Genomic DNA, 12,911 nt, shown 5'->3' with positions numbered 1-12,911 from the left:
CCGAGGGGCTGCCCGAGGAGCAGTCAGAGGGGCTGCCAGAGGGTCAGAAGGGCGAGCGCATCGCCAAGTGGCTGGCGCGCGCCGGCATCGCCAGCCGCCGGGACGCCGAGAAGCTGATCGCCGAGGGGAAGGTGGCGCTGAACGGCCGCAGGGTGGAGGCACCGGCCACCTTCGTGGCCGAGGGCGACACGGTGACGGTGGGCGGCAAGCCGGTGGCGGCGGCGCAGCGCAGCCGGCTGTTTCGCTACCACAAGCCGCCGGGGCTGGTGACGACGCACCGCGACCCCGAGGGGCGCCGCACCGTCTTCGAGGAGTTGCCGGAGGGGCTGCCGCGGCTGATCTCGGTGGGGCGGCTGGACCTCAACTCCGAGGGGCTGCTGCTGCTGACCAATGACGGCGCGCTCTCGCGGAAGCTGGAACTGCCGGACAATGCCTGGATCCGCCGCTACCGCGCCCGCGTGCATGGCCGGGTGGACGAGCGGGCGCTGGCGGCGCTGGCGCATGGCGTCACCGTCGAGGGCGTCGCCTATGGGCCGATCGAGGCCGGGCTCGACTCGCGGCAGGGCACCAATGCCTGGCTGACCGTCAGCCTGCGCGAGGGCAAGAACCGCGAGGTGCGCCGGGTGCTGCAGCATCTCGGCCTGACCGTGACGCGGCTGATCCGCACCGCCTACGGGCCGTTCCAGCTTGGCACCCTGCCGCGCGGGGCGGTCGAGGAGGTGAACGCCAAGTTCATGCGCGAGCAGCTCGGGCTGGACGCGCCGCCGCGCATCCGGCGCGGGGTGGAACTGGCCGCCGAGGCGAAGCAGAAGGGGGCGCCGAAGCCCGAGGGCGTGCAGCGCAGCCGCCCGGCGCGGCCGCCGCGCGCGCGCAACGCGAGCGAGCCGCTGCGCCGCCCCTGGGGCGCCGTGGTGCAGGGGCCGGAGGCGGCCGACCAGCCCGAGGGCCCGCGCCGCCGCGGGCCGCGCAAGCCGCGCTGAGCGGCATGCGGATCATCGCCGGCCGGAATCGCGGCCGCCGCCTGGAGGCGCCGCCCGGCGCCGCCACCCGCCCCACCGCCGACCGCGTGCGGCAGGCGCTGTTCGACATGCTCTGGCATGCGCCCTGGGCCGGGCGGGCCGTGGTGGAGGCGGCGCAGGTGCTGGACGCCTTCGCCGGCACCGGCGCGCTGGGGCTGGAGGCGCTCTCGCGCGGCGCCGCCATGGCGCATTTCATCGAGCGCGACCGCGCCGCGCTGGCGGTGCTGCGGGCCAATGTCGCGGCCTGCCGGGAGGAGGAGCGGGCACGCGTGCTGCCGGGCGACGCCACCCGGCCGCCGCGCGCCGCCGCCGCCTGCGGGCTGGTGTTTCTCGACCCGCCCTATGGGCAGGACCTGGTGCCGCGCGCCGTGGCGGCCCTTGGCGCGGCCGGCTGGATCGCGCCGGGGGCGCTGATCGTCGCGGAAGTGGGACAGGAGGAGGCGCTGGACCTGCCGGAGACGGAGGTGCTGGCCGAGCGGGCGCATGGCGCGGCACGGCTGGTCTGCCTACGGGCGGGCGGGCGGGGCGCTGCCTCTCCCGAACCCACCCCGCCAAAGGCCTGAGGCCTTTGGAAACCCTTTCCTCGGAACCGCGGGTGCAGGGGACCGTGTCCCCTGCCCGGGGGGGGATGAAGGGAGAGTTTGAGGGGGCAGAGCCCCCTCATGCCCGGGCGAAGTTGCGCGCCGCGCGGCCGAGGCGTTCCGCCGCCCGTTCCAGTGCCGGCAGCGGGTGGCCGGAGAAGCCCAGCACGAAGCCGTCCGGTTCCTTCGGAATGATGCGCGTGTCGGAGAGCAGCCAGCCTTCCACGCCGGCCGCCGCGCGGATCGCCCGCGCCGCGCCGGGCGGCAGGCCATCCGGCAGCAGCGCCAGGAGGTGCAGGCCCTGGTCGGGCACGGCGACGCGCAGGGCGCCTTCGGAGGTGCGGGTGAGGGTTTCGGCCACGCGGTCGCGCGCCGCGCGGTAGCGGCCGCGCATGCGGCGGACATGCGCCGCGAAGCCGCCGCCGCTCACCAGCTCGGCCAGGGCGCCACTGAGCGGGCTGGGTGGGAAGCGGTCCACCGCCGCGCGGGCCGTGGTGATGGCGGGCAGCAGGGCGGGCGGCAGCACCAGGTAGCCGATGCGCAGGCCCGGAAAGAGCGTCTTGGAGAAGGTGCCGAGATAGATGACGCGGGCCTGCCGGTCGATGCCGGCCAGGGCCGTCAGCGGCGGGCCGGCATAGCGGAACTCGCTGTCGTAGTCGTCCTCCAGCACCCAGGCATCGGCCTCTTGGGCCCATTCGAGCAGGGCGAGGCGGCGCGGCATGCTCATGGTCACGCCGGTGGGGAACTGGTGGGAGGGCGTGACATAGGCCAGCCGCGCGGCGAGCGCCCGGCGGCGGCCCTCGGCGGCGTCCAGCCCGGCGCCGTCCACAGGCACGGGCACCAGGCGGGCGCCGGCGGCCTCCAGGATCTGCCGCGCGGAGGGGTAGCCGGGGTCCTCCATCCAGGCGGCGTCGCCCGGCCGCAGCAGCGTCGCGGCGCAGAGGTGCAGGCCGTGGCGCGTGCCGCTGGTGACCAGGACATGGCCGGGATCGCAGAGGATGCCGCGCGTCGCCGCCAGGTGGGCGGCGATGGCGGCGCGTAGCGGCTCGCCGCCGCGCGGGTCGCCATAGCCGAAATGCGCGGGGTCGGCCTGCGCGAGCTGGCGCCGTATCAGGCGGCCGAGCTGGTCGAGCAGCGCCTGGTCCGGCTGGGTGCGGCCGATGGCGAAGGGCGCCTGGGCGGCGGGCGGCGGCAGGGTGGGGCGGGGGGCAGCCTCCACCGGCCCGGGAGCGTGCCCCTGCGGCAGCCGGGGCGCCACGAAGGTGCCGGCGCCGGTGCGGGATTCCGCCAGCCCGTCGCTCAGCAGTTGCTCATAGGCCGCGATGACGGCGTTGCGGCGCAGGCCGAGCTGGGCGGCGAGCGCCCGGCTGGAGGGCAGGCGCAGCCCCGCGGGCAGCCGGCCGCCGAGGATGGCGGCGCGCAGCCCGGCATGCAGGCGGCTGGACTGGTTGCCTCCGCTGCCGTCCAGCAGCAGCGGCAGGTCCGGCGCCGTCAGGGAAGTGGTCGGCAATTTCCGCTCCGGATTGGCCCTCGCGCCGACCAATTTCCCGGCGCAAGCATCCGCCTGTCAACCGAGGACCGCCGCCATGTCCGACACCGATGCGCCCGCCGACGCGACCAGCTACCCGGTGGATGCCCGCAACCGCGTGAAGCGCCGCCATGACCGCGGCTTCTACGACCACGAGACGGTGCACCGCCTGCTCGACGCCGCCGCGCTCTGCCACGTCGCCTATGTGGTGGACGGCCAGCCCTACTGCACGCCGACGCTGTTCTGGCGCGAGGGCACGCGGCTCTACTGGCACGGCAGCAGCGCCAGCCGGATGCTCCGCAACCTCGCCGAGGGGGAGCCCGCCTGCCTGACGGTGACGCATTTCGACAGCATCGTGCTGGCGCGCTGCGGCTTCAACCATTCGGCCGACTACCGCTCGGTGATGGCCTTCGGCCAGGCGCGGCTGGTGAGCGACCTGGAGGAGAAGCGCCGCGCCCTGGTGATGATGGTGGACCGCTTCTTTCCCGGCCGCACCGCCGGGCTGCGCGCCAGCACGGAGCAGGAGATCAAGGCCACGGCGGTGATCGTCATGGAGATCGAGCGCGCCGCGGCCAAGATCCGCGCCAAGGGGGTGGCGGATGACGAGGAGGACTACGCCCTGCCGATCTATGCCGAGCGGCTGCCGCTGCGCACCGTGATCGGCGCGCCGGAGCCCTGCCCGCGGCTGCGGCCGGGGGTGGCGCGCGCGCCGGATCTGGCCGCCTATCGCGAGGGGCGCAGCCTGGAGGATGCCCTCGCGGAAGCCCATGCGGAGGCCTATCGCTAGGCCCGCGGCGCGGCGTGGCGGCGGGCGGGCGCCGGAGTCTGAAAACTCTTTCATGCTTCTGTCGGCGCCCTTCCACCGTGCCTCTCCCAGATTGCAGGGCATCGCGGTGGGCCAGCCCGCCGCCCGCAAACGAGAGGGACACGCCGCATGAGCAACCCAACGAACCGCCGCCGCAGCGCCGCCTTCGCCGCCTTCCTGCTGGCCGGCACGGCCCTGGGCGGCGGCGCCGGCTGGCTGGCCGCGCCCACCCATGCCGAGGCGCAGGTCCAGACCCAGGGGGGGCAGGCCCAGGGAAGCCAGGTCCAGCAGAACGCCTCCGCGCAGCTTTCCGCGCCGCAGGTGGCGCTGCCGGGCTTCGGCGACCTGGTGGCGCGGGTGAAGCCCGCCGTGGTCACCATCACCGCGACCGAGCGCGTCGAGGCCGAGCCGTTCCGCTCGCCCTTCCCCGAGGGCTCGCCGCAGGACCGCATGTTCCGCCGCTACTTCGGCGCGCCGGAGGGCAGCCGCCCGCAGGCCGCGCAGGCGCTGGGCTCGGGCTTCATCATCGATGCCGGCGGCGACATCGTCACCAACAACCACGTCGTCGACGGCGCCTCCTCGGTGAAGGTGACGCTGGACGACGGGCGCGAGCTTTCCGCCAAGGTCGTCGGCCGCGACCCGCGCACCGACCTCGCCCTGCTGAAGGTGGAGGCCGGCGACAAGCTGCCCTTCCTGAACCTCGGCAACTCCGACAAGGCCCGGCCGGGCGACTGGGTGGTGGCGCTGGGCAATCCCTATGGCCTGGGCGGCACCGTCACGGCGGGCATCGTCTCGGCGCGCGGCCGCGACATCCACAGCGGCCCGTATGACGACTTCCTGCAGATCGACGCGCCGATCAACCGCGGCAACTCCGGCGGCCCGCTGTTCGGCCTGGACGGCTCGGTGATCGGCGTGAACACGGCGATCTTCAGCCCCTCCGGCGGCTCGATCGGCATCGGCTTCGCCATTCCGTCCAACCTCGTCAAGACGGTGGTGACGCAGCTCAAGGAGAGCGGCCATGTCGAGCGCGGCTTCCTCGGCGTGACGACCCAGCCGGTGGACGCCACCATGGCCGAGGCGCTGAACCTGAAGAACGCCGATGGCGCGCTGGTGGCGCAGGTGCAGCCGAACAGCCCCGCCGCCGAGGCCGGCATCAAGGCCGGCGACGTGGTGACGGCGGTGGGCGGCACCAGGGTGAGCGGCCCGCGCGACCTGGCCCGCCTGATCGCCTCCATGGCGCCCGGCACCAGCACGGAGCTGACCACGCGCCGCGGCGGCGGCGACCAGAAGCAGGTCGAGGTGAAGCTCGCCACGCTGCAGGACGGGAAGGCCAAGGCCGGCCAGCAGGCGGGTGACGAGGGTTCCGAGCGTGGCCGCATCGGCATCGGCCTGGCCTCGGTCGAGGAGGCCGGGCGCGCCGGGCTGGACCTGCCGCAGGGCACCGAGGGCGCGGTGGTGGCCCAGGTGCGCCCGGGCAGCCCGGCCGCCGAGGCGGGGCTGCAGACCGGGGACGTGATCCTCGGCGTCGGCGACCGCGCGGTGAAGGGGCCGGAGCAGGCGGCCAGCGCGATCCGCGAGGCAGGCAGCGGCGGCAAGGGCGCGGTGGCGCTGCGGGTGCTGCGCGACGGCCAGCAGATCTTTGTCGCGGTGCGCGCCGGCCAGGCCAACAAGGGCTGAGCCGTGCGGGGGAGGGCCGCGCCCTCCCCGCGGCAAGGGTGGCGGGGCCGGGGAAGCGCCTTCCCCGGCCCTTTCGCGTTCAGGCCTGCGGCGGCTGGCCGTTGGAGGCGGACAGGCCGCCATCCACCGGCAGGTTCACGCCGGTGACGAAGCGCGCATCCTCGCTCGCCAGGAAGGCGATGACGCCGGCGATGTCGGCCGGCTCGGCGGGGCGGCCGAGCGGGATGCGCTCCCGGAACTTCGCCACCAGCGCCTCGTCCTTTGCCATGTTCCTGGTGAGGTCGGTCAGGGTGAAGGTGGGGTTCACCGCGTTCACCCGCACACCTTTCGCGGCGAGGTCCATCGCCAGCGCGCGGGTGAAGTTGGTCACCGCGCCCTTGGCCGCGTTGTAGGCGCTCATCTGCCAGTCGCCGCCGAGGCCGGAGACGGAGGAGACGTTGACGATGCAGCCCCTGCTCTCCAGCAGGTGCGGCAGCGCCGCGTGGCAGCAGAGGAAGACGCCGTCCACGTCGGTGGCCATCACCTGGCGCCAGTCCTCGAAGCGCAGCTCCTCGAAGGGGCCCATCGTCGCCACGCCCGCATTGTTCACCAGCACGTCCAGCCGGCCGAAGCGCTCCACGGCGGCCGCCACCAGGCCTTCCACCTGCTGTTGATCCGAGACATCCGCCGCATGCACCAGCGTGCGCGCCGGGTCGAGATCCTGCGCGACGCGCTGCAGCTTCTCCGCCGTGCGGCCGGCCAGCACCACCATCGCGCCATCTTGCGCGAAGCGCCGCGCGGTGCCCTCGCCGATGCCCGAGCCCGCGCCGGTGACGAGCACCACCTTGCCCTCGAACTTCGCCATGGCTGTTCCTTTCGCTTTGTGCTGCGGTGGGCAACGCGGAAGGCGGCTGCACGGTTGGGAGGAAGGTCGGGGGGATGAATTCCCCCGAACCCCCTTCTTTCTTCTGTTCGTTTGGCGCGAAGAATGGCCTCGGCGGGACTCCGCGGGCGGAGCCATGCTGCGGGCATGCATGACGCGTGGCAGATCCGGCCGCTGGCAGAGCTTCCCGTCGGCATCGAGGCGCTGCGGGCCGAAGCCGTGGCCGAAGGGTTCCGTTTCATGGACCGCCTGGTCATGGATTGGCACGCGGGCACGAACAGGTTCGACGGCGCAGGCGAGGTGCTGCTGGGCGCCTTCGACGGCGACACCCTGCTGGCCGTCGGCGGGCTGAACCGGGACCCTTACGCGAGCGAGGAAGGCGTGGGCCGGCTGCGGCACCTCTATGTCGCGCGGGCAGTTCGCCGCCGGGGCATCGCCTCGCTCCTGGTCGCGCAACTGCTCCGGCGGGCGCAGGACACCTTCCGGATCGTGCGGCTCAGGACGGAGACGGGGGAGGCTGCCCGCTTCTACGCCCGGCAGGGCTTCGCCCGCGCGAAGGGCGAAGCTGCCTCCCATGTTCTGGTGCTTGCCCAACGCCGAAAGCCTGGGGAAGAGCGTTGAACGGGAAAGCGCGGCTCGCGACCTGCCACGCGCACTGAAAACCCGAAGAAAAAAGAAGGGGGCCTGGGGGAATTCATTCCCCCGGCCTACTGTTCCGGCGCTTCGCGGCGCGTGGCGAACCAGGCGGCGGCGGCTTTCGCCTGGTCCGGCGCCAGCCGCTCCGCGATGGTGTGCATCAGCTCGTTGAACGGGCCGCCGCCGCGCTGTCCTTCGCGCCAGAGCGCGAGCTGGTTCTCCAGGTAGCTGGCGTGCTGGCCGTGCAGGCGCGGATAGGCCGGGTTGCGCGCCAGTGCGGCGGCGCCGTGGCAGGACAGGCAGGCGGGCACGCCCTCCGCCGGGATGCCCTCGCGGGCGATGCGCTCGCCCTCGGCCAGCAGGCCAGGGTCCGCCGCCTGCGGCACGGGGAAGGCGGGCTGGCGCGCGTAATGCGCGGCGATTTCGCGCAGCGCGGCGGCCTCGGTGCGCGCGGCGGGGGGCTGCATGATGCCGCTGTGCCGCCTGCCCTGCGCGAAGGCCGTCAGCGCCTGGGCGAGATAGGTTTCGCTCTGGCCGGAAAGCACCGGAAAGGCCTCGTTGTCGCGGCCGCGGCCGTCGGGGCCGTGGCAGCGCGCGCAATCCGCCATCCCGTCGCGGGCGAGGCCGCGCAGCCCGGCGGCGCCGGCGGCCTGGGCCTCGCCGCCGGCCTGCGGGCCATAGGCGAGGCGGCGGTATTCCTCCGGCGGCATGTCCGGCATGGCCTGCAGGAAGGCGACCATGGCCCAGACCTCGTCCGCCCGCTCCGGCGCCACCCAGGCGGGCATGCCGCTGTAGCGCACGCCGTGCTGCACGATGCGGAAGCGCTCCGCCGGCGTCCAGTCGCCGGGCTCATCCACCAGGGGCGGCGGCGCGGGCAGGCTCTGCCGCACCACCGGGTCCTGCGGCTGGCCCGGCGCGCCGTGGCAGGGCGCGCAGCCGGTGGCGTAATGGCCGGCGCCGCGGGCGAGCAGGGCGGGGCTGGAGAGGTCCTCGGGAGCGGCGACCGGAAGGGCGTCGGTGCGGACGGAGTTCTGCATCACCCAGTGCAGGAACCAGCCGGTCACCGGCCAGTGGCCGCTGCTGGCGCGCACGCTGAAGAGGCCGGACCAGGCGAAGAGCAGCCCGCCGAGCAGCAGGACCGCCAGGCCGAGCGCGAGGCGCCGGAGGGTGAGACGGAGGGTCATCGGGTGGCCTCCTCGGCGGGGTCGCGCAGCAGCCGGGCCGCCAGCCAGAGCCCGCCGGCCAGGTAGGCGCCGCCGCCGGCAAGCAGCATCACCACGCCGCCGAGCGACTGGTCCTCCAGCTGCGTCAGGCCGAGGCAGGCGGGGTGGTCGTAGAGCGGGCGGGGAGCGAGGGCGATGAGCGCGCCCAGCAGGGTCATGTGCATCGAGGTCAGCAGCAGGCCGACGATGCCGGCGGCCTGGCGCGGGCGGCGGTCGGCCGCGCCGGCGCCGAGGCAGGACAGCCAGACCAGCAGCGCGGCGAGCAGGAAGCTGCCCTGCTCCAGCACCAGCATGGGAAAGGCGCCGCGCGCCGCCTGGTGCGGCGCCGGCGCGTGCCAGCCCCAGATGGCGATGAACTCCAGCCCGGAGGCGACCACCGGGCCGAGCAGCTGGGGGAACCGCCGCGTCGGGTCGAGCCGGGTGCCGCCGAGGGCGATGGCGAGCAGCGGCGCGGCCAGCGCCACCACGCCCATGTGCATCACCATGTGCCCGGTGAAGGAGCGGTCGAAGACCAGCAGCAGCGGCCCGCCCCAGGCCAGCGCCAGCACCAGGGCCGCGAGCGGCAGGGCGGGGGAGGCGAGGCCCCGGCCCATCAGCGGCAATCCGCGATGGTCAGCGCCGGCAGCGCGACGAAGACGACGCTGACGAAGCTGAGGGCGCAAAGCAGCAGCGTGGCGTAGCCGAGGAAGTGCTGCCGGACGTCGGCGGTCGGCTGCTCGTAGGGCGGGTCGTCGGTGCCGAAGCCCCAATGGCGCCGCGCCTGCAGCCCGGCGACGGCGATCAGCGCCAGCGCCAGCAGGGTGACGACCAGGATGAGGATGCGCAGCCCGCCCAGGCCGGCGAAGATGTCCTCCGCCTTGGCGCAGGCGATGGCGGCGGCGGCGTAGCAGACCAGGAAATGGATGGCCCAGATCGCCGGCGGCGCCAGCAGGGTCCAGAGGTCGGCGTGCTTGCGGTTGTAGATCAGCATGGCCGCTTCCTCACGCGAGCAGCGGGAACAGCGCCACGGTGGCGAGCGTGACGTGGCCGGTGATGGCGGCGAAATGCCAGTAGAGCACGATGTTCTGGATATCGATGTCGTGCTCGCGCGTCAGCTTGCCCGCCAGGCTGCGGGCGACGGCGTAGAGCTGCATGACGATGCCGGCGGCATAGTGCGCCGCCGCCCAGAGCAGCAGCACCCAGACGGCGGCGGGATAGGAATGCGTCTCCGGCTGCAGGCCGGCCTGCCAGGGGCCCATCAGCATCGCCGCCGCGCTGCCGGCGGCCAGCAGGGCGGAGAGCAGCAGGCCGAGCCGCAGGCCGCCCGCGCGCCCGGCGGCGTTCTGCCGGCGCGCCCAGAGCATCAGCCCCCAGGCGGAGAGGCTCGCCGCCAGGGCCAGCCCGGGCCAGAGCAGGCCGGGGCCGAGCGGAGCGCCCGCGGCATCCAGCGGCGGAAACACCGGCAGGATGGTCCAGTAGTAGAAATAGGCGAAGAGAAGGCTGGCGAAGGCCGTCATGTCGCCGGTCATGGTGATGAACATCGCCCACCAGCCGACCGAGTGCGGGCCGGAGCTGTAGAGCGGCAGGCGGGTGCCGTGGCCGACATCCTTGGCCTGCTTCTCCGGCACCATGGCGGTGCCGGTCCAAAGCCAGGCGAGGATGGCGAAGAGCGCCGCCACGCCGAAGACCAGCCCGCTCCAGTAGAGATGGAAGGTGGTGAGGATGAAGACCGCGCCGGTCAGGATCGCCGCGACCATCGGCAGGAAGCTGGGGCCGGGCACGCGCAGGCACTGGATCGGCCCGGCGTCCAGCACCGAGGTGACCAGCGTCTCGCGCAGCCCCTCCTCGGCATCGGGGAGGTATTCGCGGCCCTCGTCCACCCGGCGCGGCAGGTCGGGGTCGTCCCACAGCGGATAGCGGGAGGCGATGCCGGGCACGCTGCGCACGCCGCAGCTCGGCTGCGGCAGCGGGTTCAGCCATTCCAGCGTGCCGGCGCCCCAGGGGTTGCGCTCCGCGTTGGCGCGCCGGCGCCAGCCCCAGGCGGCGTCCCAGGTGAAGAGCAGCACGCCGGCCGCGAAGATCGCCGCGCCCGCCGACGAGGCCAGGTTGAGCCAGTCGAGCCCCATGCCGCCGGGATAGGTGAAGATGCGCCGCGGCATGCCGCGCAGCCCGCTGAGATGCATCGGCAGGAAGGCGATGTTGAAGCCGGCGAACATCAGCCAGAACACCCAGCGCGCCAGCCGGTCGGAAAGCTTGCGCGCCGTCATCAGCGGAAAATAGTAGTAGGCGCCGGCGAAGAGCGGCAGCAGCATGCCGCCGATCAGCACGTAGTGCAGGTGGGCGACGACGAAGTAGCTGTCATGCGCCTGCCAGTCGAAGGGCGCGATCGCTACCATCACGCCGGTCAGCCCGCCGACGACGAAGATGGCGAGCGAACCGGCGGCGAACAGCATCGGCGTGGAGGCGGTCACGCGCCCGGCCAGCATGGTGGCGATGAAGACGAAGATCTGCACGCCCGTGGGGATGGCGACGGCGGTGGAGGCGGCGGAGAAGAAGCCGATCGAGATGGCGGGCAGGCCGATGGTGAACATGTGGTGCACCCACAGCCCGAAGCTGAGGAAGCCGGTGCCCACGGCGGCCAGCACGATCCAGGAATAGCCGACGATCGGCCGCCGCGCGAAGGTCGGGATGATCATCGCCAGCAGCGCGATCGAGGGCAGGAAGACGATGTAGACCTCGGGGTGGCCGAAGATCCAGAACAGGTGCTGCCACAGCACGGGGTCGCCGCCGCGCTTGGGGTCGAAGAAGGGCCAGCCCGCCAGCCGCTCCAGCTCGAACAGGATGTCGCCGGCGATCAGCGGCGGGAAGGCGAACAGGATCATCCCCGCCACGATCAGCACGTACCAGCAGTAGAGCGGGATGGTGTTGATCCGCATGCCCGGCGGCCGGCACTTCAGCACGCCGACGATCAGCTCCACCGCCGCGGCGATGGAGGCGACCTCGATAAAGGAAAGGCCGAGCAGCCAGACGTCGGCGCCGATGCCGGTGATGCGCGTGTCGGTGGTCAGCGGCGGGTACATGAACCAGCCGGCATCCGGCGCCGCGTTGAAGAAGATCGAGCCGCAGACGAAGATGCCGCCGATCAGGAAGCACCAGTAGCCATAGGCCGAGAGGCGCGGGAAAGGCAGGTCGCGCGCCGCCAGCATGGTGGGCAGCAGCAGGATCGCGACCGCCTCGAAGATCGGCACGGCGAAGAGGAACATCATCGCCGTGCCGTGCAGGGTGAAGGCCTGGTTGTAGAGCGGGGCGGAGACCAGCCCGTTGTCCGGCACGGCGAGCTGGGCGCGCATCAGCAGCGCCAGCGCGCCGGCGAAGAGGAAGAACAGGAAGGAGGTGGCGGTGTACCAGACGCCCACCTCGGTGTTGTTCACCGCCGACCAGTAGCGCCAGCCCTTCGGCGTTTCCCAGGCGGCGTCCAGCCGCCGCTGCTGCGCTTCCTGCCGCGCCCGGTCGGCCCCGTCGTGCCGCGTCGTCGTCTCGTCGCTCATTGCAGCCTTCCCAGCCAGGCCGCGATCGCGGCGATCTCCCCCTCCGGCAGCATGCCGAAGCCCGGCATCAGCGCGGATGGCTTGATCTCGCGGGGATGGGTGATGAAGTGCTCGCGGTTCGCCCGGGTGTTGTCCAGGATGCCGGCGCCCAGCGTCGGGCGGCTGGCGAGATGCGTCAGGTCCGGCCCGACGCGCCCCGCCGCCGGCGTGCCGCGCACCGTGTGGCAGGCGCCGCAGCCGTTCTTCAGGAACAGCGCCGCGCCCTCCCCGGCCGGCGCCGCGGCCGGGCGGCCCTCCTCCGCCAGCCAGCGCTGGAAGGCCGCGGGCTCCATGACCTCCACGGTGAAGGCCATCAGGGCGTGCGAGGCGCCGCAGAACTCGGCGCAGGCGCCGCGGAAGAGGCCGGTGCGGGAAGGCTCCAGCACCAGGCGGTTGGTGCGGCCGGGGATCATGTCCATCTTGCCGGCCAGGGCGGGCACCCAGAAGGAATGGATCACGTCCGGGCTGGTGAGGCGCAGCTCCACCCGCTGGCCGACCGGCAGGCGCAGCGCGTTGGCGCTTTCCACCGGCGGGCCGCCGCCCGGCGGGTGGTAGCGCACTCGCCACCAGAACTGCTCGCCCTGCACCTCCACGCGCAAGGGGCCGCCGGGCGCGCGCAGCGCCGGCATCAGCAGCAGGGAATGGACCAGCAGCCCGCAGAGCAGCAGCGTGGGGCCGATGGCGCCGCACCACAGGATCAGCCGCCCGGCGCTGCGGTGCCGCCAGGGCTCCTGCCGCGGCCGCGCGGCGTAGCGGGCCAGCCCCAGCACCGCCACCCAGAGCAGGGCGGCGGCGCCCAGCATGATCCAGAACAGGCGGGCGACCGCATCGGCCTCGAAGCCGGCGGGGTCGAGCGCGGATTGCGCGCCGCTGCAGCCCGCCAGCACGGGCAGGGCGAGCAGCGCCCGGCCGCGGCAGCCTCCCAACTTCAGTCGCATCATCCCCCCGGCGGAGCGGAAGCGGCCGTGCCGCGCCATGGCCGGGGCAACGCCAGGGCGGCGAAGAGGTTGCGGC

At 73.6% G+C, this 12,911-nt stretch carries 11 protein-coding genes and 1 pseudogene; 5 read left to right on the top strand and 7 right to left on the bottom strand.

The genetic code is table 11. The features are described from left to right. Window positions 1–32: 32 nt before the first annotated feature. Together E0493_RS13825 and rsmD are read left to right on the top strand one after the other, a co-directional pair. Window positions 33–782: pseudogene (locus E0493_RS13825) on the top strand (pseudouridine synthase); the annotation flags it as partial. Window positions 783–985: 203 nt separating this feature from the next. After that, window positions 986–1,582 (top strand): 16S rRNA (guanine(966)-N(2))-methyltransferase RsmD, encoded by a 597-nt coding sequence (gene rsmD / locus E0493_RS13820; RefSeq protein ID WP_160937570.1) that lies wholly within the window; start codon window positions 986–988, stop codon window positions 1,580–1,582. Between the two features lie 97 nt (window positions 1,583–1,679). Here rsmD and pdxR read toward each other — a convergent pair whose 3' ends face one another. After that, window positions 1,680–3,110, bottom strand: a complete 1,431-nt coding sequence (gene pdxR / locus E0493_RS13815; RefSeq protein WP_160937568.1) for a MocR-like pyridoxine biosynthesis transcription factor PdxR — start codon at window positions 3,108–3,110, stop codon at window positions 1,680–1,682. A gap of 76 nt (window positions 3,111–3,186) precedes the next feature. On the opposite strand from pdxR, the gene E0493_RS13810 reads away from it, so the two are divergent. Further along, window positions 3,187–3,915, top strand: coding sequence for a pyridoxamine 5'-phosphate oxidase family protein (locus E0493_RS13810; RefSeq protein WP_160937566.1), 729 nt, complete (start codon window positions 3,187–3,189; stop codon window positions 3,913–3,915). A gap of 147 nt (window positions 3,916–4,062) precedes the next feature. After that, entirely contained in the window at window positions 4,063–5,610 is a 1,548-nt protein-coding gene (locus tag E0493_RS13805) for a DegQ family serine endoprotease (protein ID WP_160937564.1), read from the top strand. A gap of 79 nt (window positions 5,611–5,689) precedes the next feature. On the opposite strand, the gene E0493_RS13800 is transcribed toward E0493_RS13805, so the two are convergent. Next, the gene (locus E0493_RS13800) at window positions 5,690–6,454 is read right to left on the bottom strand and encodes a meso-2,3-butanediol dehydrogenase (RefSeq protein ID WP_160937562.1); all 765 of its coding nucleotides are present in this window, start codon (window positions 6,452–6,454) and stop codon (window positions 5,690–5,692) included. 165 nt (window positions 6,455–6,619) lie between these two features. Here E0493_RS13800 and E0493_RS13795 point away from each other — a divergent pair, with 165 nt between their 5' ends. Beyond that, window positions 6,620–7,093: a GNAT family N-acetyltransferase gene (locus E0493_RS13795; protein ID WP_160937561.1), complete on the top strand. Its 474-nt coding sequence runs from the start codon at window positions 6,620–6,622 to the stop codon at window positions 7,091–7,093. Window positions 7,094–7,179: 86 nt separating this feature from the next. On the opposite strand, the gene E0493_RS13790 is transcribed toward E0493_RS13795, so the two are convergent. Genes E0493_RS13790 through coxB form a run of 5 tightly spaced genes read right to left on the bottom strand, consistent with a single transcriptional unit; the run spans window position 7,180 to window position 12,835 of the window. Continuing rightward, entirely contained in the window at window positions 7,180–8,292 is a 1,113-nt protein-coding gene (locus E0493_RS13790; RefSeq protein WP_160937560.1) for a c-type cytochrome, read from the bottom strand. Continuing rightward, window positions 8,289–8,924 carry a cytochrome c oxidase assembly protein gene (locus E0493_RS13785; protein WP_160937559.1) on the bottom strand — a complete coding sequence of 212 codons (636 nt, stop codon included), beginning with the start codon at window positions 8,922–8,924 and terminating at the stop codon, window positions 8,289–8,291. Before E0493_RS13785 ends, E0493_RS13790 begins: the two co-directional genes overlap by 4 nt. Beyond that, window positions 8,924–9,301, bottom strand: a complete 378-nt coding sequence (locus E0493_RS13780) for a hypothetical protein (RefSeq protein ID WP_160937558.1) — start codon at window positions 9,299–9,301, stop codon at window positions 8,924–8,926. The genes E0493_RS13785 and E0493_RS13780 overlap by 1 nt, the downstream gene beginning before the upstream one ends. A gap of 10 nt (window positions 9,302–9,311) precedes the next feature. Further along, a complete protein-coding gene (gene ctaD, locus E0493_RS13775) occupies window positions 9,312–11,858 on the bottom strand; it encodes a cytochrome c oxidase subunit I (protein WP_160937557.1) in 2,547 nt (848 codons plus the stop codon). Further along, complete coding sequence (gene coxB / locus E0493_RS13770) at window positions 11,855–12,835, bottom strand: cytochrome c oxidase subunit II (RefSeq protein WP_160937556.1); 981 nt, start codon at window positions 12,833–12,835, stop codon at window positions 11,855–11,857. The genes ctaD and coxB overlap by 4 nt, the downstream gene beginning before the upstream one ends. Window positions 12,836–12,911 lie beyond the last annotated feature (76 nt).

Source organism: Teichococcus coralli (genome assembly GCF_009829925.1).
Classification (GTDB): domain Bacteria; phylum Pseudomonadota; class Alphaproteobacteria; order Acetobacterales; family Acetobacteraceae; genus Pseudoroseomonas; species Pseudoroseomonas coralli.
The sequence above is the reverse complement of the archived record's forward strand: the minus strand, read 5'-3'. Positions and strand labels throughout refer to the sequence as shown.

Excerpts from the sequence above, each read along its gene's own strand:
- E0493_RS13800 (WP_160937562.1), bottom strand. The coding sequence starts at position 6,454 with ATGGCGAAGTTCGAGGGCAAGGTGGTGCTCGTCACCGGCGCGGGCTCG.
- rsmD (WP_160937570.1), top strand. The coding sequence starts at position 986 with ATGCGGATCATCGCCGGCCGGAATCGCGGCCGCCGCCTGGAGGCGCCG.
- E0493_RS13810 (WP_160937566.1), top strand. The coding sequence starts at position 3,187 with ATGTCCGACACCGATGCGCCCGCCGACGCGACCAGCTACCCGGTGGAT.
- coxB (WP_160937556.1), bottom strand. The coding sequence starts at position 12,835 with ATGCGACTGAAGTTGGGAGGCTGCCGCGGCCGGGCGCTGCTCGCCCTG.
- E0493_RS13795 (WP_160937561.1), top strand. The coding sequence starts at position 6,620 with ATGCATGACGCGTGGCAGATCCGGCCGCTGGCAGAGCTTCCCGTCGGC.
- E0493_RS13790 (WP_160937560.1), bottom strand. The coding sequence starts at position 8,292 with ATGACCCTCCGTCTCACCCTCCGGCGCCTCGCGCTCGGCCTGGCGGTC.
- E0493_RS13805 (WP_160937564.1), top strand. The coding sequence starts at position 4,063 with ATGAGCAACCCAACGAACCGCCGCCGCAGCGCCGCCTTCGCCGCCTTC.
- E0493_RS13785 (WP_160937559.1), bottom strand. The coding sequence starts at position 8,924 with ATGGGCCGGGGCCTCGCCTCCCCCGCCCTGCCGCTCGCGGCCCTGGTG.
- E0493_RS13780 (WP_160937558.1), bottom strand. The coding sequence starts at position 9,301 with ATGCTGATCTACAACCGCAAGCACGCCGACCTCTGGACCCTGCTGGCG.
- ctaD (WP_160937557.1), bottom strand. The coding sequence starts at position 11,858 with ATGAGCGACGAGACGACGACGCGGCACGACGGGGCCGACCGGGCGCGG.